Raw genomic sequence first — 23,718 nt, forward strand, 5'->3', positions numbered from 1 at the left:
CATAACAATTTAACCTTTAACACTTTAACTAGTAAATTTTGACCTATGGCTATGAATCCTACTACATCGAAATGGCTGAATTTCTTTGTTTGTATTGCGGCATCTGTAGTAATTATCGGAGCGCTGTTTAAACTTCAACACTGGCCAGGCGCTGATATTGCCCTGATCGTTGGTTTAAGTACTGAAGCTCTTATCTTCTTTGTTTATGCATTCGTACCGGACGGCGGTGGAGACCATGGTGAAGCTCAGGTAATGGTATCTGGTGGAAGCCCTGCATTAGCCGGCCTCGACAAAATGCTGGAACAAGCTGACATTACTCCTGTTAGTCTGCAACGCTTAAGCGAAAACTTTCAGAAATTAGGTACTACAGTAGACAAAATGAGAGATATCAGTGATGTTGTTGCTGCAACCGGCGACTACACACAGAAAACAAGAGAAGCTGCGAGCGCTATCGGTAATGTAGCTCATGCTTACACTACTGCAGCAGCTGCTGTATCTTCCTTCAGTAACGCTTCTGAATCAACCAGAAGTTTCCACGAGCAGATGCAGGGTATGACCAAAAATCTGGCTTCCCTGAATGCTATCTATGAGTTAGAGCTGCAGGACACTAATAATCACCTGAAAGCGATGAACAATTTCTACGGAAATCTGTTGACTGTTTCTCAGGCTATGACCGGCAGCGTCGATGATGCGCGCAAAACACAGGATCAAATTTCTAAACTGGCACAAAACCTGACAAGCCTGAACACTGTTTACGGAAACATGCTCAGCGCTATGCACAGCGCCAGATAAGGTAACGCTGATAGTTTTTGATGTAACAACAGACAATCATTCAAATCTGAGAACAAACTATGGCACTACCAAAGGATCCCAGGCAGAAGATGATCAATATCATGTACCTGGTCTTGACGGCCATGCTGGCATTGAACGTCTCTGCTGAAATACTGAACGCATTTAATATCGTAAATAACTCAATTATAACTTCGAACGGTTCTATTACTGATAAAAACAATATCACCTACGCACAGTTTGACAATCAAATGAAGACTGATGCGGAAAAAACAAAGCCTTTCAGAGATAAGGCCGAGGAGGTGAAAAAGCTTTCCGCTGAAATGTTCGTCTACCTCGATACACTGAAGGAGACTATCATCAGAGAAAGTGGTGGACGTAATGAATATGGTGATGTAAAAAGTAAGGATAACCTGGATGCTCCTACCCGTGTAATGGAGAACCGCAAACAGGGTCCTGAACTGGAAAAACGTCTGACAGAACTTCGCGCTAAGTTGTTGACTTTCGTTGATCCTAAGCAAAAAGCGAGCTTCGAAAAAACATTGCCACTGCACGTTGAAATCGGTAAATCAAATGGTAGCGAACATGGTCCTAAGAACAAGACCTGGACTCAATACCACTTTAACATGGTTCCAACCATTGCAGCGGTAACCATTCTGAGTAAATTCCAGAATGATATCAAAAACTCCGAGTCTTTAATCATTGATGACCTGTTATCACAGATCAGCAAAAATGATTTCAAATTCGACAAGATCAGACCATTCGTTTCTTTGAACTCAAAGAACCTGATGGAAGGCCAGACTTTAACAGCTCAGATAGCAGTAGGTGCGTACAGCAGCACTGTTAATCCTGAGATCGTTGTAAACGGTTCATCCGTTACAGCTTCTGAAGGTCTGGGTACTTTTACAATGCCTGTTAGCGGTATTGGTGAAAAAACGATCTCTGGTACAGTAACATTGAAAAAACCAAGCGGTGAAGCTGAAACTTATCCTTTCAGTGAAACATACAGTGTAGGAGCTTCAACAACTTCTATCTCTGCAGATAAGATGAACGTATTGTACATCGGTTTGCAGAACCCGATCTCTGTATCAGCAGGTGGTGTTCCGTCTGAAAAAGTATCCGCCAGCATTTCCGGTGGTAACCTCAGCAGAACAGGTACCGGTCAGTACATGGCAACTGTAAATGCTCCTGGTAAAGCTACTGTAGTTGTAAGTGCTGAGATCGATGGTAAGGTAAAGACACTGGGATCAAAAGAATTCCGTATCAAGTATGTACCAGATCCGGTATTGAAGGTAGGTATGAGCAAAGGTCCTTCTATGAAGGCCGCAGAATTTAAAGTGCAGGGTGGTTTACGTGCAGACCTGGAAGACTTCGTTTTTGAAAACGTGAAGTATGAGATCATTAGCTATCGTGTCGGTATCGAAGGAAAAGGTAAAGATTACGTAGAAGCTGATGCTAACTCTGCATATTTCCCAAGTAGTATATTAGGTGCTGTCCGTTCACTGAGACCTGGAGATGTTGTATACTTTGATAACGTACGTGTGAAAGGGCCAGATGGCAAAGTGAGAGATATGAGTAATGTCAACTTCAAGATTAACTAAATTATTTTTTATGCGAGCAGTCATCCTCAACAGAATTGGTTGGTGTTCCCTGATGCTGGTATTATTACTGGCTACCCAGTCATATGCACAACGGAACCGTACAACGCGCCGGAACTCTGCAAAAGCAGCAGATGCTCCTGCGACTCAGGACGCTTCGCTTGTGAATCCTGCGACGGGTAACAGCGTTACACCACCTCCCCCACCACCAGCACAGTCACAGCGCCCAGATGGTGTAGGTATACCTGTAGACACGCCTCGCAAGTCGATGCGTACAGACGGAATATCTGAAAAGAATTTCATCAGAGACCGTATTCCTATTGCTTACGATCACATCCGCTCAGACGATGAGTTCTGGGAGAAGAAGATTTGGCAGGTAATAGATATCCGTGAAAAGATGAACCTTCCTTTCCAGTATAACGTTGAGGATGAATCTGGTACAAACCAGCTGTTCATTAATATCCTGATCAATGCAGTTAAGAATAAGGAAGTAGAAGCGTTCAGTCCTATCGACGACCGGTTCACCACTCCCCTTTCTTACGCTGAGATACAAACTAAAATAAGCGGAGAGGAGAAGACAGTACGTAGTATTGACCCTGTAACCGGTGAGGAGAAAATGGTAAGCACCCGTGATGAATTTGACCCGCGTACTGTTGTTCAGTACAAGATCAAAGAAGTTTGGGTGTTCGATAAAGAAGCATCTGCTCTGAAGGTACGTATCCTGGGTATTGCACCTATGGTATCACGTATGAACGAAGATGGTTCTTTCCGTGCCGCTATCCCATTGTTCTGGGTATATTATCCTGATATGCGTCCTATCCTGGCCAAGTACGATGTGTACAACCAGAATAACGATGCTGCTACTATGAGCTGGGAAGACCTTTTCGAAATGCGCTTTTTCTCCAGTTTCGTTATCAAGGAGAACAACACGTATAACCGTGAGATCAAGGATTACATTAAAGATGGTACTATGCGTCTCCTGGAAGGTCAGGCGATCAAAGACAAGATCTTTAATAAAGAACAAGATATGTGGCAGTACTAATCTGCTCGTAAATAAGCTAAAAAGCCGTGTAGATAACATCTGCACGGCTTTTTACTTTATGATCTGTTATGGAAATAATCGAAGACCAGTTTTGCTTTTGCATTGCCTATCTCTTTTACAAGGTCTTCTTCCGAGAGCTGTTTGATCTTATTTACGGAACGGAATGTTTTTAATAGCTGTGTAGCGGTGTTTTCTCCAATCCCCTTTATATTCTCCAGTTCATTTTTAAAAGTGCCCTTACTGCGTTTCTGCCGGTGGAAGGTGATACCGAAACGGTGTACCTCATCTCTTACCCGGCGGATCAGTTTCAGACTTTCACTATCGTAGGGTAATTTGATACTGTCTTTATCCCCCGGGAAGAATATCTCTTCTTCATTCTTTGCAAGTCCTACGACGGTCATACTCCCTACAAGGTCCAGCTCCCGGATGCTCTCCATGGCTGATCCCAGTTGCCCTTTACCTCCATCAATGATCACCAGCTGAGGTAATGGCTGGTTTTCTTCCAGCAGCCTTCTGTAGCGCCTGAAAACCACTTCCTTCATGGAAGCGAAGTCGTTAATACCTTCTACTGTCTTAATATTGAAATGACGGTAATCTTTCTTTGAGGCGATACCATCTTTAAAGACCACACAGGCGGAAACGGGATAACTTCCCTGGAAGTTGGAGTTATCGAAACATTCGATATGAACAGGTAACTGCTGCAGTTCAAGATCGGCCTGTAACTGATACAGTACTTTCTTCTTTTCCATATCGCTTTTACCTTCCAGGTGGAGGATCTTTCTTCTGTATAGTTCTTCCCTGAAGTAGTTCACATTTTTCTCTGAGAGTTCCAGCAGCTTCTTTTTGTCGCCGGTTTTAGGAACGGTAACGGTTATATGTTCTTCAGGATATTCCATGTCAAAAGGCACGATAATTTCCGGTGCTAAACTATGGAAAGCATCACGTAAATATCCCACGGCATAGGTCAGTACCTCCTCATTTTCCTCTTCCAGTTTCTTCTCCAGCGTTACTGTTTTTGTATCTGCAATAGTACCGTTGAGTACGCGCAGATAGTTTACGTATGCGTGGTTGCCTTCGCTGATAATAGAGAAGACATCTACGTTGCCTATACGGGAATTGACGATAGCAGATTTAGACTGGTAGGCGTTCAGGCTCTCTATCTTTTTACGCAATATTTCTGCTTTCTCAAATTCCATATTGAGGGCGTGTTCCTGCATCTGTGCACGGAATTCCTGTAATACGGGGGTGAGATTTCCTTTTAAAATATTCTTTACCTGTTGTAATCCTGCACGATATTCTTCTTCTGTTTCCAGTCCTTCGCAAGGCCCCTTGCAGTTACCAAGATGATATTCCAGGCATACTTTATACTTGCCTTTGCTGATATTCTGCTGTGAAAGATTGAGGTTGCAGGTACGCAAAGGGATGTTGTAACGGATCATATCCAGCAGTTCTCTTACACGTCCTACAGAGGTAAAAGGGCCGAGATATTCCGAGCCGTCTTTTATGATATTGCGGGTAAGGAATACGCGGGGAAAGGCTTCGTGTTTGATGACCATATAAGGATACGTTTTATCATCCTTCAGGTCTATATTGAACTTTGGCTGGAATTGTTTGATGAGTGAGTTTTCCAGTAAAAAGGCATCCTGTTCAGAGTCTACGATGGTGAACTCTATATGATGGATACATTCAACGAGTTTACGTGTTTTATAGTTATCATGATTCTTTACAAAATAGGAACTCACTCTTTTGCGCAGGCTTTTGGCCTTACCTACGTATAAGATCTCATTACTTTCATTGTAGTATTTATAAATCCCGGCCTGTAAGGGGATGGTATGTGATATTTGTTGAAATTCTGCTGCTGTCATTGTTTACAATCAATTATGCGCCCTGAGCAAAATCTTTACATCCAGTTCTTTTGATGGCAGGAATGCTATTTTCTGCCAGGTGGTGATACGGATGTGTTTGTTGTGCTGGTATTCCAGGTGTTGCTGGTATTCGTATACCAGGTTCTGAACATGTTTGTTCATCTGTACATTTTCTATATGCTGGCTACTGTCTACGTTCAGGATCACTTCCTGCGGAAGTGTAGCTTTATTCCTGGCTTTGTACAGGAGAGAGCGTTTACCGGTGAACTGGTCCGGCAGAACTATTGTATCGTAGGCATCCCTGAGCGAAGGTTTGTTGAGGTCTACTTCCAGGAACGGTTGCAACAGGTTTTGCAGTTGAGCCGAATCGGGAGTATTGATGGTAACGCTGTCCCGCTGATTATTAAGCGTGACCGTTTTATAGAGGGCAGGTTTCTGCTGACTGATATCCACCAATTCCTGCTTAAAGTATCCTTTTAAATCTCTGTAGCCATTAGCCTGGGGCTGCTGATTAACACCGGTGCCGCAGGAAACGAAGAGAAGGGTTGCAGACAGAAATGTCCAGGAGAAACGATAATCCATTCGGCAAAGTTAGGGAAGAATGAGTTATGCAGCTTGTGATAAAAAAAATGCGCCGTGAAAACGGCGCATCTGATGCATGAGCAAATCTGTCGAGAGCACTAAAAAACATTTAAACGTTGGAGCTATGGTAATAGTTACAGTGACAAAAAAAAAGCTGTCGCGGGTATCCGCGACAGCTCCAGGGTATAATTTATAGTTTTGTTAAATCAGCACGGTACCTGTCATCTCTTTAGGGATGGGAAGGCCCATGATCTGAAGGATGGTTGGAGACACGTCGCCCAGTTTACCTGGTTTTAATTCTCCTTTGAAGTCATTGCTGATCACAAAGTAAGGAACGAGGTTGAGTGAGTGGGCGGTGTTGGGAGTACCGTCATTGTTGATCATGTAATCTGCGTTACCATGGTCGGCAGTGAGGAAGACGGTGTAATCGTTTTTCAGGGCAGCGGTGACTACTCTTTCCACGCAGGCGTCTACTGTTTCTACTGCTTTGATAACGGCCGGCCAAACGCCGGTATGTCCTACCATGTCTGCATTGGCAAAGTTGAGACAGATAAAGTCGGCCGATTTACTTTCAATTTCCGGTACGATAGCATCTGTGATTTCATTTGCGCTCATTTCCGGTTGCAGATCGTAGGTAGCTACTTTAGGAGAAGCTATGATCAGTCTGCGTTCGCCTTCATATTCTTTTTCACGTCCGCCGGAGAAGAAGAAGGTTACATGCGGGTACTTTTCTGTTTCTGCGATACGTATCTGGGTACGGTTGTTATCTTCCAGTACTGCTCCTATTGTATTATTGAGGTTATCGTTCTCAAATATTACATGTATGCCTTTGTATGTTTTATCATACTCGGTCATAGTGGTATAGTTGAGTTGCAGCGGGTGCATACCAAAGTCGGGGAATTCCTGTTGGGTAAGGACCTGTGTGATTTCGCGGCAACGGTCTGTACGGAAGTTGAAGCAGAGCACTGCATCACCGTTCTGGATGGTAGCAATTGGTTTCTGCTGTGCATCGGTAACGATGATAGGTTTGATAAATTCGTCGGTCACACCATCTGCATAGGAAGCTTTGATAGCGGTGAGTATATCCTGAGTAGGAGTACCAATACCGTTTACCAGCCCATCGTAGGCCAGTTTCACGCGTTCCCAGCGCTTGTCGCGATCCATTGCATAATAACGGCCTGTAACGCTGGCAACCTGACCGGTAGTTTGTTTCAGGTGTGCTACGAGGTCGGTCATGTATTCCAGTCCGCCTTTAGGATCTGTATCGCGTCCATCTGTAAAGGCGTGGATGAATACCCTGGTAAGGCCTTTATCTTTAGCGATCTGTGTGAGCGCTTTCAGATGGTTGATGTGAGAGTGAACACCACCGTCACTGACAAGACCTATCAGGTGAAGGGCTTTGTCGTTGTCTTTAGCGTAGTTGAATGAGTTCTGTAATATGGGATTGGAAGCCAGTTCTCCTGTACGGACAGCTACATTAATACGTTGTAGTTCCTGGTACACGATACGGCCCGCGCCCAGATTGAGGTGGCCCACTTCGGAGTTACCCATCTGTCCCTCAGGTAAGCCTACCTCTTCTCCGCATGTAACGAGAGTACTATGCGGGTATTTCCCATAAAGACTGCTAACAAAAGGTGTCTTTGCATGTGCTATTGCGTCAGCGGCAGGAACCTGTCCCTGTCCCCATCCATCCATAATAACGAGAATGGCTCTTTTCTTTTCCATATATACGGTGAGATTTTTTTTAAGTGATACTTCAGGCATCAAACTTATTGAAATGAGAGCAAAAAACATACTGGATTAAAAGATAAGGCGGAAGTTTATTGCAGTTAAGGGTAATTGTAAAATTATATATTAATATATTTGCATCAATTAATGCTTGTGCAATACAACGATGATTGTATTTTAAATGCTAGTCTGCACTTTGGCATAGTTTTAGCCCACTTCATACCAGATGATGAAAACTTTACTACTTAATAAAATACTGACGATGAAAAAGTTAATGTATGTGCTAGGGGTGGTGTTGTTTGGAGGCATTATAACTGCATTTACACTGTCAGCTGCTACGTTGAAACCTACGGCCGCAGGGCCTTTTGAAGATGTGGTCAGCTCGATCAAACAAGGGGATGTTAGCGGATTATCCCGTTATCTTGATAATACAGTTGAAATAAATATTTCCGGCAAGTCCAATTCTTACAGCAAATCACAGGCTGAAATAATACTGAAGGATTTTTTTGCAAAGAACCAGGTGAAATCATTTGAACTGATTCACCAGGGTGAAGGTGGAGGCGGGTCCCGTTTCGGTATTGGTAATATGGGAACTTCAGGAGGCACTTTCCGTACCTCGTTCTTTCTGCAGAAGAAAGGTGGTTCTATGGTGCTGAACGAGTTACGTTTCGAGAATAAATAAGCAGTTTATTGCAGACAGATATATTTTAAAAAGTCCGGGAGTTCCGGACTTTTTTTATTTCGTTACTTTCGTTGTTCTAAACCGGTATTATGTTAGAAGAATCAGCACTCAGGAATCTTATACAAAATGCACTGGCGGAAGATATTGGTAGCGGGGACCATTCCACGCTAGCCTGTATCCCGGCTGCGGCAACGGGCAAAGCTATATTGAAAATAAAGGAGGATGGGATACTGGCGGGGATGGAAGTAGCGAAGACGATATTCCAGCAGCTGGACCCCAATGTTGTTTTTATTCCTTTTAAGGAAGATGGTGAGGTGATGAAGAAAGGTGAAACAGCTTTTGAAGTGAGTGCATTAGTACATACGTTGCTGATGGGAGAAAGGCTGGTACTGAACTGTATGCAACGCATGAGTGGTATCGCGACGCTTACTCATCAGTACGTGGAAAAACTGAAAGGATATCATACCCGTTTATTGGATACGCGTAAGACAACACCTAATTTCCGTTTGCTGGAAAAAGAGGCAGTCAGGATTGGTGGTGGTGTTAATCACAGGATGGGATTATATGATATGGTGATGTTGAAGGATAATCATATTGATTTTGCCGGAGGCATTACTGCTGCTGTGAATAAAACAGTGGCTTATTTAAAGGAAAAGGGGCTGTCGTTGCAGATAGAGGTGGAGACCCGGAATCTTGAAGATGTGAAGGAGGCGCTTGCCGTAGGACAGATACACAGGATTATGCTGGACAATTTCACTCCGCAGCTTGTAAGTGAAGCGCTTGTACTGATTAACGGGCGGTTTGAAACGGAAGCATCCGGTGGGATTAACCTGGATACGCTGGAAGCATATGCAAAAACAGGTGTGGATTATGTGTCGGCAGGAGCCGTTATTCATCACGCTGTGAGCCTGGACCTTAGTCTTAAAGCTCTTTAGTACTTAACAAAGAAACATCCCTAACGTTGAGAAAGATATTATTCATCATCAACCGGAAAGCCGGTACGGACAGAGAGAAACGCCTGGAGGGAGTTATCAGGAGATATCTGACACCGAAAGCATTCTCTGTGGAGATTACGCACCTGGCATACCTGGGTCATGGAACTGTGCTTGCACGGGAAGCAGTGGAAGCTGGTGTAGATACGGTAGTTGCTGTTGGAGGTGACGGGTCTATAAACGAGATAGCACAGGGGCTGGTAGGCTCCGGTACCGCACTGGCCATTATACCGTTGGGTAGTGGTAACGGACTGGCAAGGGCACTTAAAATACCCATGAAGGTGCCACATGCACTTGAGCTGATCGCGGATGGCCGCCGCCGGCCTATGGATGTTGGTTATGCCAATGAACATATGTTCCTGAGTAATGCAGGTGTTGGATTTGATGCATTGATAGCGGATAAGTTTCGCCATGTGCAAAAAAGAGGATTATTGGGGTATGCGAAGCTGGTGTTTGGAAGTTTTAATAAGTATAAGGGGCCGTTGTACGAAATCAATATTGATGGGAAGATTCAGGAGCAGCGTGCTTTCCTTTTTACAGTAGCAAATGGCAACCAGTTTGGCTATGAGTTTAAGCTGGCGCCCAAGGCAAGTGTTTTTGACGGAGAGCTGGATATATGCCTGGTACCGCCGGTGCCTTTTTACGGATTAATACCTATCGGGTTTTACTCTCTTAGAGGAACCATTGATAAGACGAAGTATATGCAGCATTATACGGGCAGGTACATTACTATTAAAAGTCCGGAGCTGGCGCATTTACAGGTGGATGGAGATGCTGTTCCCCTGAGTGAAGGAGAAAAAGTAATTTTCCGTATTGAGCCTGCTGCCCTGCAGGTGATTGTTAATCGATTTTAAAGTAATTTCTATGTCCAAGAAAAAAGGTTCCGGTGGCATTGTGTATTCAACAGACCCTCAGTTTACGCCTGATAACGATGAACCGGAAGAAACAGACACTTTAGGTAATGCTCATCAGCAGCTGAGGGTAAAACTGGATACGAAGAAGCGTGCGGGTAAAGTGGTGACACTGATAGACGGGTTTGTAGGAAAGACAGATGATCTGGAAGAACTGGGTAAGAAACTGAAGACGAAGTGCGGGGCGGGTGGAAGTGCGAAGGATGGTCAGATACTGATCCAGGGGGATTACAGGGAGAAAATTGTAAAGTGGTTGCAGGAATGGGGGTATAAAGCGAAGTAATTTTATTTTTTGAAAAAGAGGCAGTCTTCTATTATAAGGCTGCCTCTTTTTTATTTAGAGTGTGCGGAAGATATGAGGAGAGTGACTGGTCTGGCTTTTGAAGAAGTGCGTGAAATTAGCGGGTTCTTCAAAACCGAGGCACCAGGCGATAGCAGAGATGTGCCAGTCGGTATGTCTTAAAAGGAGTTTTGCTTCGAGCAGGATCCTTTGGCGGATATGTTCGCTGGTGGTATGTCCGGTAACGCGTTTTACGGTAGCGTTCAGGTGATTTGGATGCACATTGAGCATCTGAGCGAACTCTCCGGCAGTTTTCAGCTGTACCTGTTCCTGTTCGGAAGCGATGGGGAACTGTTTTTCCAGTGTTTCTGTAAAACGTTCTGCCAGTAATTGTGCGGTTGTCAGCGTACGCTGATGATCGCTTGCAGGCGTTCCCATCCGTTTGGCTTCCAGTAAGAGCAGCTGAAGATAGATAACGATAGCCTCCTGCTTATAGGCGGCGCAATCTTTATGTTCTCTCATCAGTTGTTTGAAGATCTGCTGGAGATAGATGCTTTGCTCTTCTGTTAATTTCAGTACGGCGTTGGCTCCTATCTGGAAAAGCGGATAATGGAGGATTTCATCCCTGTAATTCCGTTGCATTTCGAACAGGTGTTCTGTGAACATGCAGTAGTAACCATCCTGTGGACCTACCGGCGACCATGTTTTGACTTCAACCTGATTAATGAAGAGGAGGCTGGGCGCTTTTATTTTATATACGCGGTCTCCCAGGGTAAATGTACCGCTGCCTTCGGTGATAAGAGATATCTTATAATAGTCACGTCTGCTGGCAGAGATATATTCTTTACAGGGATTTGTAGCGCGTGAATGCACGGCAAAGCTGCTTCTGGCTGGTACTTTTGGTGTGGCAGGTGTTTCTACGGCTACCTGCAGGAGGTTGCTACCAATTTGTTTCAGCCCTACACGTTGAATACTTCTGCGATTGTTACTGGTGGCCATATCATTAAAGTTAGTAAAAAGATGCGCTAATCGGTTATTGAAAGCACCAGTTATTGATATGTGGATGTATGAATATGCAGATGGTAAGGACGGACAAAAGAGGAATAATTCCTGCCAATACGCCATTTGTATCCATGTTGCATTTTTAAATTTGATAAATTAACAAAGATTTCACAAATTGAGTTCACCTTTATCAACCAAAATCTTGTTTTCATCATGTGCCTTTTGATGGAACTGCTTATTACTATTACAACCAACTATCTGCAGCAGCGCACAAGATTATATACGGATTACATGTTAGTCTTACCGGACCTATATTTAGTGTAATAACAACATGTAATCCGTTTTCTCTATTCCTTCCTTTATTGAATACCCGGTCTGTCCTTTCTACTGATAAGTCCTTACTATCGAAATAGGTACGGAAACATCTGTTCGGATATTCTAAAACCGGACAGATGTTCTACTTTGTAAGGACGAATTCGATCTCTCCGAAGTTCAGCTCGATGATATTTTTATCTTTTTCGAGGCAGAGACGGCCGTCTGGCAATACGTTGCGGATGATGCCTTCAAAGTATTCATCATTCATGCGGTAAAGACCGGCCTGGTTCAGGCGGAACAGCCTGCTGATATATTCGGTGAGAAGGCTGTCATAAGTAGAAGGGTGTAATGCCTGAATCCGCTCTTGCAGGCAGGTGCATAGTTCTTTAGCCAGAGCGATGGCATCCCAGGCTTTACCGGTGATCTGGCGCAGGGATACGGGGTTGGGCAAATGCTCCGGAAAGGTGGTTTGATTGATGTTCAAACCGATTCCTATAATGGCATATTGCCATGTATTGCCACGCAGTACATTTTCGATGAGAATGCCCCCTGCCTTTCTGTCACGCCAGTAAATGTCATTGCTCCACTTGATTCCGGTCTCATCTCCGGCATGCCGGCTAAAGAAATCGGCGGCTCCAAGAGCTACTGTAATGCTCAGCATAAATTGCCTGGAAAGTGGCAGCATTCCGGGTTGCAGGGCTATGGTAAGCATGATGTTTTCGCCTGGAGGTGAGAGCCATTGCTTACCACGTTGCCCTTTTCCTGCAGTTTGTTCAAGTGCAAACCAGGCAGTTCCGGAGTTTATGGTCCCATTATTGACCTGCTCCATGGCATAGTTATTGGTGCTGTCTACTTTGTCTAAAATGTAAAATGGCTGTCCGATCACAAGAGATTCTTTTCTGAATTATTTTGAAAAAGCAAAGTAACTCATTTTATCATTTTCTTAACAAAAGAGAGGATCCGGTATTACAATAAACGAGTAGTCTCAAACGTCTGCATACCAGGTATCAATAGCAATATTGGAAGCATATTGGAATGCGTGGTGACAATATCATATTCCGGTGTTTATTTGCCGCTTGTTTAGTAATTTTGACAATTAAAGTTTATTTTTAACCAAAAGAGATTTTATTGGCACCCTTAACCGTTCTGAGTACGAGAAAAAAGGCGTTAACGCGTCTGAGTAGAGAAAGCGAGATTTTTTCCATCATCATCAAGGCTATCCAGGATAAAAAGGGAGAAAATATTGTTTCCCTGGATCTACGCCAGATTCCTGAAGCTGTGGCTGACTTCTTTGTTATATGTGAGGCCAATTCCAATACACAGGTTAGGGCTATAGCAGACTATGTTGAACATCAGATACAGGAGCATCTGGGAGAAGAGCCCTACAAACACGAAGGATTTACCGCACAACAATGGATACTTGTAGATTATGTGAATGTTGTAGTGCATGTATTCCAACCTGAAACCAGGCAGTTTTACAGTCTGGAAGACATGTGGAGCGATGCAGGACGAATGGAGCATAACGAGAATAACTTATAACTTTTAACTAATAACGACATCCGTAAGGAGCGTAAGATTATGGAAAGAGGCAACAACTTCACCAAGGGGTCAGACAAATCGCCAAAGAAAGGACCAAAGTTCAATATATACTGGGTGTACGCCTTTATAGGTGTCGCTTTGCTGGCTATGAACTTTTTTAATTTCGGAGCCCAGCCTAAAGAGCTTAGTTTTCAGGAATTTCAACTCGATTACCTGAAGCCAGGAGATGTAGACAAGCTAGTGGTGGTGAACAAAAAGTCTGTAGAGGTTTACATTAAAAAAGAGCGGCTGAACGAGCCCAAATTTGATAAAGTGGCAAAAGGCCGTTTCGGCGCACCAAATGCCGGTCCACATTTCCGTTTTAGTATAGGTAGTGAGGAAAGCTTTAAAGCAGATATGGATAAAGCTCAGGCCAACACACCATTGGAAGATCAGGTAAAGGTGATTTACGAGGACAGACAGGGATGGTTTGAACCATTCATTCAACTGCTGTTACCGTTGGTATTACTGATTGGTCTGTGGGTATTACTGATGCGTAAAATGGGCGGTCCTGCCGGTGGCAGTGGCGGTCCGGGAGGCATCTTTAACATTGGCAAGTCCAAAGCAACCCTGTTCGACAAGGGGACCCGTGTAAATATCACTTTCAGTGATGTGGCCGGATTGGACGAAGCTAAGGTCGAGGTCATGGAAATCGTGGATTTCCTGAAGAACCCGAAGAAATACACTGCACTGGGGGGTAAAATCCCTAAGGGAGCTTTGCTGGTGGGCCCTCCGGGTACCGGTAAAACCCTGCTGGCCAAAGCAATGGCCGGAGAAGCACAGGTACCATTCTTCTCTATGTCAGGTTCTGACTTTGTTGAACTATTCGTAGGTGTGGGTGCAAGCCGTGTACGTGACCTGTTTAAACAGGCCCGTGAAAAGGCTCCCTGTATCATATTTATTGATGAAATAGATGCGATTGGCCGTGCAAGGGGTAAGAACGTGATGATGAGCAATGATGAACGTGAAAATACCCTGAACCAGTTGCTGGTTGAGATGGATGGTTTCGGTACTGATAGCGGTATCATCATTCTGGCTGCTACCAACCGTCCGGATGTGCTGGATAGTGCGTTACTGCGTCCGGGACGTTTTGACCGTCAGATCTCTATCGATAAGCCGGACCTGGCTGGCAGAGAGACCATTTTTGAAGTGCATCTGAAGCCTATTAAGACTTCTCCTATCCTGGACGTTAAGAAGCTTGCTTCCATGACACCCGGATTTGCAGGAGCCGATATTGCCAATGTATGTAACGAGGCTGCGCTGATTGCTGCCCGTAAAGGCAAAACGGAAGTGGAAATGGATGACTTCAATGATGCGATTGATCGCGTAATTGGTGGTTTAGAGAAGAAGAACAAGATCATTTCTCCTGAAGAGAAAGAAGTGATTGCTTATCATGAAGCTGGTCATGCTATCTGCGGATGGCACCTGGAACATGCTAACCCGCTGGTAAAAGTTACCATTGTACCACGTGGTGTTGCTGCTCTCGGATATGCACAATATCTTCCAAAAGAACAATACCTCTATAATACTGAACAGTTGCTGGACGATATATGTATGACCCTTGGCGGCCGTGCTGTAGAAGACCTGGTGTTTGGTAAAATATCTACCGGTGCGCAAAATGACCTTCAGGTTATTACCCGTATGGCTTATGCGATGGTAACTGTGTATGGTATGAATGAAAAAGTGGGTAATGTATCTTTCTATGATCCTAACAGTGATCAGGCATTTACAAAACCTTACTCTGAGGAAACTTCCAAGATGATAGATGAAGAAGTTCGTCAGCTGATCAACAAGGCTTATATAAGGACCAAGAACCTGCTTACAGAAAAGCTGGACCAGGTAAAAACCCTTGCACAGGAACTGTTGAAGAAAGAAGTATTGTATCAGGCAGATCTGGAAAGACTGATCGGTAAACGTCCATGGGACGTTCACAGAGAACATCAGAGGGCTAACGAAAGCCTCGGCACTGATGGTGTACATCCTTCGGATATCATCAATCCTTCGCCTTCACCTGCTAATGCGTAAGCTATTATGAAGATATCTCCTGCCAAGGAAAATATTCTTAAAAAAGTACGAAATGCATTGAGTCAATCGGTACAGTTGCCCTTCCCAAATGCGGAGGGCAACAGTTCCGTTTTTATAAAGGAACACGACGGATTGGAAATGAAGTTTGCAGAGGAGTTTGCCCGTTTACAGGGGAAGTTCATTTTCTGCACGAGTAAAAATGAGGTCGTGGATAACCTGGTTGCCCTTGTAACCAGTAAGGAATGGGATGATGTGCATTGCCAGACACCTTCCCTGATGCAGCAGTTTCAGTTAAAGCAGTTCCCATTCATGAACAATGGGGATATGCATACCGCACAGGCAGCGATTACAGACTGCGAATGTCTGGTGGCACGTACCGGTACCATGGTACTGAGTGCAGCACAGGCTTCCGGCAGGGCATTACCTGTATATACGCCTGTTCATATTGTGATTGCTTATACGCATCAGCTGGTATTTGATCTGAAAGATGCCATTGCCCGGTTGAAAGACAAATACCAGGGAGAATTACCTTCTTCCATTCATTTTGCTTCCGGCCCAAGCCGTACGGCAGATATTGAAAAGACACTGGTAGTAGGCATACACGGTCCTAAGGAGGTGTATGTATTCCTGGTAGATCAATAAAACGTTTATTAGTTTAACTATATTTGAGCAGCGCATGATAGTAATCATGCGCTGTTCTTTTAAATGATTGTTATGAAGAGGTTGTTCCTTTTTATTTTTACAGCACTTGTATTGGCATCCTGCGGGCAGGCTCCGTCCAGTGGTAATGCTGCTGCCAACAGTGATGAACTGGTTATAAAAGATACGTGTGCTGTCATCTTTGTACCGTCAGGAGATAAATTAGCATCCCTGAAAAGCGCTTTCGGGGAGAAGAGTTTTCCTGGTATCTTGCAATTTAACAGCACCACTGTTACTGCCGACAGCCTGTTCCTGGCATCCAAAGGAGTGAAGATCATCCGTACCTCTGCTACGCAATTACATTTTATCAGGAAGAACGGAGAATCTCTCTATATCAATCTCAATCATCCTAAATACGCCTGGGAGATATTTTTATTTACCGGCTTAGGAGATCCTGTGAAGGCTGATCTTGGGGATATTGAAACTGCTTATGAAGAAGCAGGATTTAAATAGTATTAATTAGTATATGCAGCATCACATTCATCTTCCGGAAGGCAAAAAGGTTTATTTCGCATCGGATTTTCACCTGGGTGCGCCCAATGCCACTGTCAGCAGAGAAAGAGAAAAACGGATCGTACAATGGCTGAACGAGGTATCTAATGACGCCGGGCATATTTTTCTTGTAGGAGATATTTTTGATTTCTGGTTTGAGTATAAGGAAGTAATTCCTAAAGGATATACCCGCTTGCTGGGAAAACTGGCAGAACTGCGGGACAAAGGGATTGGTATTTCGGTGTTTATTGGGAACCATGATATGTGGATGAACGGATATTTTGAAGAAGAGCTGGATATCCCTGTTTATTATGAGCCACAGACTTATGATATCGGGGGTAAATTATTTTATATAGGCCATGGAGACGGGCTGGGGCCTGGTGATCATGGTTATAAGTTATTAAAGAAAGTATTCCGCAACCCTGTTTGCCGCTGGTTATTTTCGGTGATACATCCTTCCTGGGGTATTGCGTTAGCCAATTATTTTAGTCGTAAAAGCCGTGCTGCTACCGGGATGGAACTGGAAAAGTTTCTCGGGGAAGAGAATGAATGGCTGGCTATCTACAGTAAAGAAGTGTTGCAACACACTCATTATGATTATTTCATTTACGGACACCGGCATTTGCCACTGGATTTACAGGTAGGCCCTGATAGCAGGTATATTAACCTGGGCGACTGGATGAATTATTTCAGTTATGCAGTATTTGATGGGATCAATACGGAACTGAAGTACTCAGGCGTCAAGGATCTCGTGTAATATTGGCGGAGATTGAAGCTCTGTGAAATCGGGCAGATGCAGTTTGAAGAAGTCCAGATAGGCATACAGCAGTTTCCTGCGTTTGTCTTTATTCATCGTAATATTTCCCAGACTTTCCCATTCATAACATTGGAATAAGCGATCTGTCAGTTCGCTGTTTTCTGCATCCAGGTAGTTACTGTGGTGAGGGGGTAAATCTGTGAATGAACCTTCCTGCAAATCCAGGTAAGAAGCATATTCCGAATAACGGCCGTTGAGACGGAATCCTAAATGTTCTGCCAGTTTGAGCGTGAAGTATAAGGGGATGTTTGCGGCTATTGATAAGGGCGTTTTATCGAGCGCTTCCAGTGCCTGTTCTGTAAAATAGTAGAGTTCCAGGTGTTCTTCCGGTTCTCTCAGGCTTTTCTGCAATAATTCTATCATGTAGAGGGCTACGGTATTCTTTACTACATTGAAGTGCAGGGAAGTGAAGATGTAACCCAGTTTGAATTCGGAGATACGCTGGATACTTTTTTGTTCGTGATGATAAACGATGAGGTCCAGTATATTTCCCGGTTGCAGCAGATTGCCTTTTGCATTGGGTTTGGAAGATCTTACTCCGTTTACCATGTATGCCTGTATGCCGAACAGTTCTGTGAAGATGTTCACGATGGCACTTGTATCGCCATACTTAACTGTCCTTAATACTATCCCGCGCGTTTTATGTAACATCAGCTTCGAAATTACTGATATCTAGTTTATAAATACGATTTTAGTGACGAGATGTTCCCCTGTTTCTTCACTGGTGGCAAATACGAGGTATACACCACTCTGAGGCCGGTGTCCTGTATAATCGGTGCCATTCCAGATGGCTTGTCCGCCTAAGGCCCGTGTCTGAAATACTAACCGTCCACTGATATCTGTAATCTTTAGCAGCGCATTTTGTGCCAGTCCGCGGATAGCGATGGTGCCGCCATATGTGTGTGGGACAGGGTTCGGGAATACCAGTACGGAGTCTTTTTGCATGATGGTACCTTCTGTAGCAGTACCATGCCAGGACATCAATCCTTTTTCCGTTGCGAAGTATACTTCTCCCGTGAGAGGGTCTATGGTTATTTTGTAGATGTGATTGCCAGGAAGAGGGCTGTTGGTAGTGTTGAAGTGTTCAATGATCGTTTCACCATCTTCACTCACCAGCCATACGCCGTTCAGAGAGCCTATCCATTTCCTGTCAGCGCCGTCTATGGCGATGGTAGTCACTTGTTCGTCCTGAAAAAGGTAACCGGCAAAGTTGCCCTGTTGTATGATGGGGAGGTATGCACTACAGTTCCCTGTCGCTGCCTGATCAGCGCAGTTCATAATAGCGACGCCGCGGCCTGTGCCTACCCATATAGCGCCGTTTTTATCTTTGGCCATACAGTATACGTCATTGGAAGGAAGGTTGCCTGATTGAGTTCCCATGCGGAACTGGTACCATTGATTGCTGGTGTAATTGAATACGAAGAGGCCGTTTCCCTGTGGGGAAACCATCCATATCTGTCCATAATCATCCGTGAGCAGCTGGCTGATGGCGTTTCCAGTTTGTGCATAGGGACTGCGGAAGAATGACCAGGAATTATCGGGCTTCTTTAGGAGCAGATTGGCATTCGCCCCATAATCAGCCACCCAGAGATTACCGGCAGCATCTGTTGCCAGTCCGCTTACATTGGTCGCTTCTTTAAAAATCTTGTCCCGGTATAACAGTCCGCCCCCAAAGGAACCAATGTACACGCCGTTGGCATCCGCAGCCAGTGTAATGAGGTCTTTTATGCCATTGGTTTTGTGTTGCAGCCACTCCCCTTTGTTGAACGTATAATACCCGTTGGAGTTGCCGGTAGGGGCCCATGCATCTGTTACGCCGCCTGCTGCAGCAAACAAGGTGTTATTTACAAAAAGCATATCGCCGGTGATGATGCTGGAAGGACCATTGGGCGCAATGGGAGTGAATAGTCCGGTGCTATAGCGGATAAGTCCATGCAGGGAATCAGCGATCCAGGTATCCTGTCCGTAACCAACTGCTGACAGGGGGGCCTGAATCAACTGGTCCTGTAAGGTCGTAGCGACAGTGCCATCTGTTTGTAATGCTATGATGCGGCTATTTTCACAAACCAGTAGGTGCTGGTCATTCACAGAGAGGCTGGTGATTGCATTCCCATCGGTATACCAGGGCGACCAAATATCATTTTGCAGCTGGAAGAGTTGTTTCCCCTGCCGGCAAATAAGTTTATTTCCCAGTTGGATAACCTGTTGTACGGTATCCTGTTGCAGGCCCTGTTGTACAGGAGTCCAGTTCCTGAAATCTGCCAGGTTTGTACCGGTGAGGGGGCCTTTCTTTATACCTTCAGCGGTAGCTGCATAGAGGTAGTTATTCAATAAGGCAAGGGCATATACGGGTGTGTATAAGCCGGTAGAACCAGTAATATAGGTGTCTGAGATCTCTGTTTTAGTCGTGTTTACGACTACGATGCCTAATCCTGTACAGAGGTAGGCGTTGTCGTTATTAAAAAAGATGCGGAAGATGGATTTATCAGCCGATACCTGTTTGCGCAGGAGATCGGGGATGTTATAGATGTTATTGCCCTGTAAGAAATCCAGGTTGCTGTTCCGGTAGGCCACCATTACCCCGTTATTATTGCTACCGATGGCGCTGATACCAATGTCGTGGAGGCCATTCACTTTACTATAGCGGGTAATGTCCTGTTCCTCTCCTGTATTTACGGAGAAGAGACCTGTTGATGAGGCGCAATACACTTTGTCTGTGTTCACAGTGACCGATATGGCCGGTAGCCAGGGAAGGTATTCCTGCCACTGACCGATAGGTGTTTGTGCCAGGGATGGGATACTAATAAGACATAGTAATGTAAGGAAACGGTACATGCATCAAAAATAGTTATATGTTATTACTTTATGACACTTACTGTTCTATAAGCAAATCGCCCAGTTTTTTAGGCAACTTTGATTACCTTTACGGCCTTACTAAACTACAACGACGCTTATGTGGCAACGCCTAGCAGGTTTCGTCCTGAAATTCCGGCTACCGTTACTGGTATTATTACTTGCCGGCACTGCCGTGATGGCTTATTATGCCAGCAAGGTGGAATTATCCTATGAAGCCAACAAATCTATTCCTCTTGATAATCTGAAGTACAAGGATTATCAGCAATTCAAGAAGCTGTTTGGAGAAGATGGAAACCTTATGGTGATAGGGGTACAAACAGATGATTTTTTTAAAGTAGATTTTTTTGATGACTATGTACAGCTGAACAAGGACCTGAAAAAGGTAGAATTTGTTGAGAATGTGCTGAGTGTACCGTTTGCCATTAACCTGGTAAAAAACGACAGTACGCATAAGCTGACAGCCGGACCTCTTTTTAAAGGAGATCTGAAGCAACAGGCAGTACTGGACAGTCTGGACCGTTTATTCAATACACTGCCTTTTTATAAAGGGCTGTTGTACAATCCGGATACGCATGCTTATATGATGCTGGTGAACATCAACAAAGAAGTGATGAATACAGCCAGGCGTATAGAAGTGGTGAAGAACATCATGACACTGGGGAATGCGTTTGGTAAAAAGCATCACGTAGAGGTAAGAATGAGCGGTTTGCCGCTGATCCGCACCATCATGGCTACCAAAGTAGCTGATGAGCTGAAGTTGTTCCTGAAATTATCCTTTATATTAACTGCACTGATCCTTTTCTTTTTCTTCCGTTCTTTTGGTTCAGTGTTGATGTCTATGATCGTTGTTGCGATCGGCGTGATATGGTCTGTAGCTACGATTGTATTACTGGGGTATAAGATCACTTTATTAACCGGCCTGATACCACCATTGATCGTAGTAATCGGTATTCCGAACTGCGTATACTTTCTCAATAAGTATCATATTGAATATGCCAAGGATGGCAACAAGACACGTGCGCTGGTACATATGATCCAGAAAATGGGTATTGTTACCCTCTTCACGAATCTGACAGCGGCCATTGGTTTTGGCGTATTCTGTTTTACCAAGAGTTCTATTTTACGTGAATTTGGAGTAGTTGCAGGATTGAACATCATGTTCATCTTCCTGATCTCCTTTATATTCCTGCCTTCTGTACTTAGTTACCTGCCGGCACCAAAGACCAAGCATACCAGTTACCTGGATAACCGTCTTTTCCGTGCATTACTGAACGGGCTTACAGCGTTGGTATTCCAGTACAGGGCATGGGTATATGCTATTACTGCCTTAATGGTAGTGGTAGCTGTAACAGGTATGTTACGTTTGAGGTCTGAAGCATTTATGCTGGACGATATTCCGAAAAGTGACAAGCTATATACTGATCTGAAATTCTTTGAGCATAATTTCAAAGGGGTCATGCCGCTGGAGATTTCTGTGGATACGAAGAAAAAGAACGGGGTTGTCAATCTGAAGACGCTGGAGAAGCTGGATGAGTTGTCTAAACTGATTACGGCGCAGCCATCTTTTGCCCGTCCGCTTTCCGTAGCAGAAGGTATCAAGTTTGCCAAGCAGGCTTATTATAATGGAGATACATCTAATTACAGTATTCCTAATCAGTTTGATATTGGTTTTCTGGCGCCTTATCTGCGTATGAAAGGTGGTGATGCGAATGCGAGTAAAGAAGCCGCTACATTCACCAGACTGGTAGCTTCCTTTATGGACAGTACCCGGCAGGTGGCACGTGTAAGTGTGAATATGGCGGACGTAGGTTCCCGTGAATTGCCTATTCTGCTGGATTCGTTGCGTCCGCAGGTGAATGCCATCTTTGATACTGCGCAGTATAAAGTGACCTTTACAGGTACGAGTGTGATATTCCTGGAAGGCAGCCGTTTTATTATCAATGGTTTAACAGAAAGTATCCTGCTGGCATTTGTGCTGATCATATTCTGTATGTTGTATCTTTTCCGTTCCTGGAGAATGCTGATCATATCTATCATTCCAAACATGATACCGCTGGCGGTAACCGCAGGTGTAATGGGCTGGGCCGGTATAGCGCTCAAACCATCTACAGTACTGGTATTTAGTGTGGCACTAGGCATAGCGATAGATGTAACGATCCGGTTCCTGGTGAACTTTAAGCAGGAATTACCTCATAACAATCTGGATATTTCAGCCACTGTGAAGCAAACGATCCATGAAACGGGGCTTAGTATCATATATACATCTATGATCCTGTTTGCCGGATTTATGATATTCAGTTTTTCAGAGTTTGGTGGCACCAAGGCATTAGGCTGGCTGACTTCGCTTACGCTGGTACTGGCGATGATCACTAACCTTACAATATTGCCAGCATTATTGTTGTGGATGGAAAAATCGTTGCTTAAGAAAGCACAAAAGAAGCAATGGACCAGTCCGGCTGATGAAGAAGAAGATGTTGATATAGCCAAGCTGGGACTCGACGACAAAGAATAATAGTAGTACTACATAATGCAGAAGGCTCAATACAATTTATTGTATTGAGCCTTCTGCATTTATCCCAAATAATCTAGTGGCCCGCATTCATACTCCCCTTTTAGCCGTTTGTATAAAAGGCCCCTGCATACCCGTTAAAAAGTGAGAGGTTTATCATGCCATTTTAACCTCTTTTAGTTCATTAGTTCATGAAAAACAAATACTTAAAGGGCGCTCACTTATCTGAGCGTAAATTTAAGGAGATACTGAGGCTGTTTGCCGAAGATCTTACTGCCACCCAGATTGCCAGCATTAGTGGAGTAAGCAGAGTAACTGTAAATAGTTACCTGAAGAAAATTCGCCAGCAGATAGCCCGTCATTGTGAATCCTTATTGCCCGCAGATTACAAAGGCCGGCCACAGGTCATAGATCAAACCGTTCATCACCCGCAAGACACTTCCGTTTCTGTAAAGACAGACGTTAGCCGAAACATAAAACCGGTGGTATTCGGAATTTACAGGTCATCTAACAGGTTGCATACCGAGATTCTCCCGGATGTGAGCCGTTCTATGATACATTCCGCTGTGAGAAGCAGCCGTTCCATACTGGAAACACAGAATGTAGCAGAGAAGATGCGCCGTTTCAGCAACGTAGCAGATCTTGGCCAGTACCGCCTGTACAACCTGGAAAATGAAGGAACCATTGCCAGGGCAGATGATATTGATGCTTTCTGGGGACTTACAAAACACCGGCTTGCCAAGTTCAAAGGACTTAACCGCAGTACCGTTTACCTGCATCTGAAAGAATGCGAATTCCGGTATAATAACCGGAACGAGGATATTTATGAAACGTTACTGGAGTTGTTGCAGTCCCAGCCACTAAGCCTTTCCTGAGTATTAAAGATTTTATTTAGATCTGGATATACCGGATTTAGATTTTGGTTGATGAGCGCGCAGGCGGTAATCCTACCGCTT

Annotated in this window: 21 protein-coding genes; 14 read left to right on the forward strand and 7 right to left on the reverse strand. The window is 44.3% G+C overall.

Annotated features, from left to right (window positions below; genetic code table 11):
• Positions 1–45: 45 nt before the first annotated feature.
• Genes porL through porN form a run of 3 tightly spaced genes read left to right on the forward strand, consistent with a single transcriptional unit; the run spans position 46 to position 3,429 of the window.
• Positions 46–792, forward strand: coding sequence for a type IX secretion system motor protein PorL/GldL (gene porL, locus GO495_RS18900; protein ID WP_157301278.1), 747 nt, complete (start codon positions 46–48; stop codon positions 790–792).
• A 59-nt stretch (positions 793–851) separates the two neighbouring features.
• A complete protein-coding gene (porM, locus tag GO495_RS18905; protein WP_157301279.1) occupies positions 852–2,390 on the forward strand; it encodes a type IX secretion system motor protein PorM/GldM in 1,539 nt (512 codons plus the stop codon).
• A 10-nt stretch (positions 2,391–2,400) separates the two neighbouring features.
• Positions 2,401–3,429 (forward strand): type IX secretion system ring subunit PorN/GldN, encoded by a 1,029-nt coding sequence (porN, locus tag GO495_RS18910; protein WP_157301280.1) that lies wholly within the window; start codon positions 2,401–2,403, stop codon positions 3,427–3,429.
• 56 nt (positions 3,430–3,485) lie between these two features.
• On the opposite strand, the gene uvrC is transcribed toward porN, so the two are convergent.
• The 3 genes from uvrC to gpmI form a co-directional block, all read right to left on the reverse strand.
• A complete protein-coding gene (uvrC, locus tag GO495_RS18915) occupies positions 3,486–5,294 on the reverse strand; it encodes an excinuclease ABC subunit UvrC (RefSeq protein ID WP_157301281.1) in 1,809 nt (602 codons plus the stop codon).
• Between the two features lie 9 nt (positions 5,295–5,303).
• The gene (locus tag GO495_RS18920) at positions 5,304–5,876 is read right to left on the reverse strand and encodes a hypothetical protein (protein WP_157301282.1); all 573 of its coding nucleotides are present in this window, start codon (positions 5,874–5,876) and stop codon (positions 5,304–5,306) included.
• A 201-nt stretch (positions 5,877–6,077) separates the two neighbouring features.
• Positions 6,078–7,601: a 2,3-bisphosphoglycerate-independent phosphoglycerate mutase gene (gpmI, locus tag GO495_RS18925; protein WP_157301283.1), complete on the reverse strand. Its 1,524-nt coding sequence runs from the start codon at positions 7,599–7,601 to the stop codon at positions 6,078–6,080.
• 265 nt (positions 7,602–7,866) lie between these two features.
• On the opposite strand from gpmI, the gene GO495_RS18930 reads away from it, so the two are divergent.
• The 4 genes from GO495_RS18930 to GO495_RS18945 all read left to right on the forward strand — a co-directional run bounded on the left by GO495_RS18930 (position 7,867) and on the right by GO495_RS18945 (position 10,472).
• Entirely contained in the window at positions 7,867–8,286 is a 420-nt protein-coding gene (locus GO495_RS18930; RefSeq protein ID WP_157301284.1) for a DUF4783 domain-containing protein, read from the forward strand.
• A gap of 89 nt (positions 8,287–8,375) precedes the next feature.
• The gene (gene nadC, locus GO495_RS18935; RefSeq protein WP_157301285.1) at positions 8,376–9,221 is read left to right on the forward strand and encodes a carboxylating nicotinate-nucleotide diphosphorylase; all 846 of its coding nucleotides are present in this window, start codon (positions 8,376–8,378) and stop codon (positions 9,219–9,221) included.
• Positions 9,222–9,247: 26 nt separating this feature from the next.
• Positions 9,248–10,132 (forward strand): diacylglycerol/lipid kinase family protein, encoded by an 885-nt coding sequence (locus tag GO495_RS18940; protein WP_157301286.1) that lies wholly within the window; start codon positions 9,248–9,250, stop codon positions 10,130–10,132.
• A gap of 10 nt (positions 10,133–10,142) precedes the next feature.
• Positions 10,143–10,472 (forward strand): translation initiation factor, encoded by a 330-nt coding sequence (locus tag GO495_RS18945; protein WP_157301287.1) that lies wholly within the window; start codon positions 10,143–10,145, stop codon positions 10,470–10,472.
• A gap of 54 nt (positions 10,473–10,526) precedes the next feature.
• Here the strand turns inward: GO495_RS18945 and GO495_RS18950 are convergent, their stop codons facing one another.
• Positions 10,527–11,468 carry an AraC family transcriptional regulator gene (locus tag GO495_RS18950; RefSeq protein ID WP_170302691.1) on the reverse strand — a complete coding sequence of 314 codons (942 nt, stop codon included), beginning with the start codon at positions 11,466–11,468 and terminating at the stop codon, positions 10,527–10,529.
• 460 nt (positions 11,469–11,928) lie between these two features.
• A complete protein-coding gene (locus GO495_RS18955; RefSeq protein WP_338075445.1) occupies positions 11,929–12,672 on the reverse strand; it encodes a biotin--[acetyl-CoA-carboxylase] ligase in 744 nt (247 codons plus the stop codon).
• 242 nt (positions 12,673–12,914) lie between these two features.
• Here GO495_RS18955 and rsfS point away from each other — a divergent pair, with 242 nt between their 5' ends.
• The 5 genes from rsfS to GO495_RS18980 all read left to right on the forward strand — a co-directional run bounded on the left by rsfS (position 12,915) and on the right by GO495_RS18980 (position 17,337).
• On the forward strand, positions 12,915–13,325 hold the full coding sequence (rsfS, locus tag GO495_RS18960) for a ribosome silencing factor (protein ID WP_157301289.1): 411 nt from the start codon (positions 12,915–12,917) through the stop codon (positions 13,323–13,325).
• A gap of 39 nt (positions 13,326–13,364) precedes the next feature.
• Positions 13,365–15,389 carry an ATP-dependent zinc metalloprotease FtsH gene (gene ftsH, locus GO495_RS18965; RefSeq protein WP_157301290.1) on the forward strand — a complete coding sequence of 675 codons (2,025 nt, stop codon included), beginning with the start codon at positions 13,365–13,367 and terminating at the stop codon, positions 15,387–15,389.
• Between the two features lie 6 nt (positions 15,390–15,395).
• On the forward strand, positions 15,396–16,031 hold the full coding sequence (locus tag GO495_RS18970; protein WP_157301291.1) for a LutC/YkgG family protein: 636 nt from the start codon (positions 15,396–15,398) through the stop codon (positions 16,029–16,031).
• Positions 16,032–16,103: 72 nt separating this feature from the next.
• Positions 16,104–16,541, forward strand: a complete 438-nt coding sequence (locus tag GO495_RS18975) for a putative periplasmic lipoprotein (RefSeq protein WP_157301292.1) — start codon at positions 16,104–16,106, stop codon at positions 16,539–16,541.
• 13 nt (positions 16,542–16,554) lie between these two features.
• Positions 16,555–17,337 (forward strand): UDP-2,3-diacylglucosamine diphosphatase, encoded by a 783-nt coding sequence (locus tag GO495_RS18980; protein ID WP_157301293.1) that lies wholly within the window; start codon positions 16,555–16,557, stop codon positions 17,335–17,337.
• Here GO495_RS18980 and recO read toward each other — a convergent pair.
• Positions 17,314–18,048, reverse strand: coding sequence for a DNA repair protein RecO (gene recO / locus GO495_RS18985; protein ID WP_157301294.1), 735 nt, complete (start codon positions 18,046–18,048; stop codon positions 17,314–17,316). The two genes, GO495_RS18980 and recO, sit on opposite strands and share 24 nt — an antisense overlap.
• 21 nt (positions 18,049–18,069) lie before the next feature.
• Positions 18,070–20,232 (reverse strand): type IX secretion system anionic LPS delivery protein PorZ, encoded by a 2,163-nt coding sequence (gene porZ, locus GO495_RS18990; RefSeq protein ID WP_157301295.1) that lies wholly within the window; start codon positions 20,230–20,232, stop codon positions 18,070–18,072.
• A gap of 118 nt (positions 20,233–20,350) precedes the next feature.
• On the opposite strand from porZ, the gene GO495_RS18995 reads away from it, so the two are divergent.
• Both GO495_RS18995 and GO495_RS19000 read left to right on the forward strand, forming a co-directional pair.
• Positions 20,351–22,765, forward strand: coding sequence for an efflux RND transporter permease subunit (locus GO495_RS18995; RefSeq protein ID WP_157301296.1), 2,415 nt, complete (start codon positions 20,351–20,353; stop codon positions 22,763–22,765).
• A gap of 188 nt (positions 22,766–22,953) precedes the next feature.
• Positions 22,954–23,637 (forward strand): LuxR C-terminal-related transcriptional regulator, encoded by a 684-nt coding sequence (locus GO495_RS19000; protein ID WP_157301297.1) that lies wholly within the window; start codon positions 22,954–22,956, stop codon positions 23,635–23,637.
• Positions 23,638–23,718 lie beyond the last annotated feature (81 nt).

It is taken from the genome of Chitinophaga oryziterrae (assembly GCF_009758125.1).
GTDB lineage: Bacteria > Bacteroidota > Bacteroidia > Chitinophagales > Chitinophagaceae > Chitinophaga > Chitinophaga oryziterrae.

Coding starts and splice junctions, on each gene's coding strand:
- porZ (WP_157301295.1), bottom strand. CDS start 20,232: ATGTACCGTTTCCTTACATTACTATGTCTTATTAGTATCCCATCCCTG.
- ftsH (WP_157301290.1), top strand. CDS start 13,365: ATGGAAAGAGGCAACAACTTCACCAAGGGGTCAGACAAATCGCCAAAG.
- GO495_RS19000 (WP_157301297.1), top strand. CDS start 22,954: ATGAAAAACAAATACTTAAAGGGCGCTCACTTATCTGAGCGTAAATTT.
- porL (WP_157301278.1), top strand. CDS start 46: ATGGCTATGAATCCTACTACATCGAAATGGCTGAATTTCTTTGTTTGT.
- GO495_RS18970 (WP_157301291.1), top strand. CDS start 15,396: ATGAAGATATCTCCTGCCAAGGAAAATATTCTTAAAAAAGTACGAAAT.
- porM (WP_157301279.1), top strand. CDS start 852: ATGGCACTACCAAAGGATCCCAGGCAGAAGATGATCAATATCATGTAC.
- GO495_RS18975 (WP_157301292.1), top strand. CDS start 16,104: ATGAAGAGGTTGTTCCTTTTTATTTTTACAGCACTTGTATTGGCATCC.
- GO495_RS18980 (WP_157301293.1), top strand. CDS start 16,555: ATGCAGCATCACATTCATCTTCCGGAAGGCAAAAAGGTTTATTTCGCA.
- nadC (WP_157301285.1), top strand. CDS start 8,376: ATGTTAGAAGAATCAGCACTCAGGAATCTTATACAAAATGCACTGGCG.
- GO495_RS18920 (WP_157301282.1), bottom strand. CDS start 5,876: ATGGATTATCGTTTCTCCTGGACATTTCTGTCTGCAACCCTTCTCTTC.
- GO495_RS18950 (WP_170302691.1), bottom strand. CDS start 11,468: ATGGCCACCAGTAACAATCGCAGAAGTATTCAACGTGTAGGGCTGAAA.
- gpmI (WP_157301283.1), bottom strand. CDS start 7,601: ATGGAAAAGAAAAGAGCCATTCTCGTTATTATGGATGGATGGGGACAG.
- GO495_RS18995 (WP_157301296.1), top strand. CDS start 20,351: ATGTGGCAACGCCTAGCAGGTTTCGTCCTGAAATTCCGGCTACCGTTA.
- uvrC (WP_157301281.1), bottom strand. CDS start 5,294: ATGACAGCAGCAGAATTTCAACAAATATCACATACCATCCCCTTACAG.
- GO495_RS18945 (WP_157301287.1), top strand. CDS start 10,143: ATGTCCAAGAAAAAAGGTTCCGGTGGCATTGTGTATTCAACAGACCCT.
- recO (WP_157301294.1), bottom strand. CDS start 18,048: ATGTTACATAAAACGCGCGGGATAGTATTAAGGACAGTTAAGTATGGC.
- GO495_RS18930 (WP_157301284.1), top strand. CDS start 7,867: ATGAAAAAGTTAATGTATGTGCTAGGGGTGGTGTTGTTTGGAGGCATT.
- porN (WP_157301280.1), top strand. CDS start 2,401: ATGCGAGCAGTCATCCTCAACAGAATTGGTTGGTGTTCCCTGATGCTG.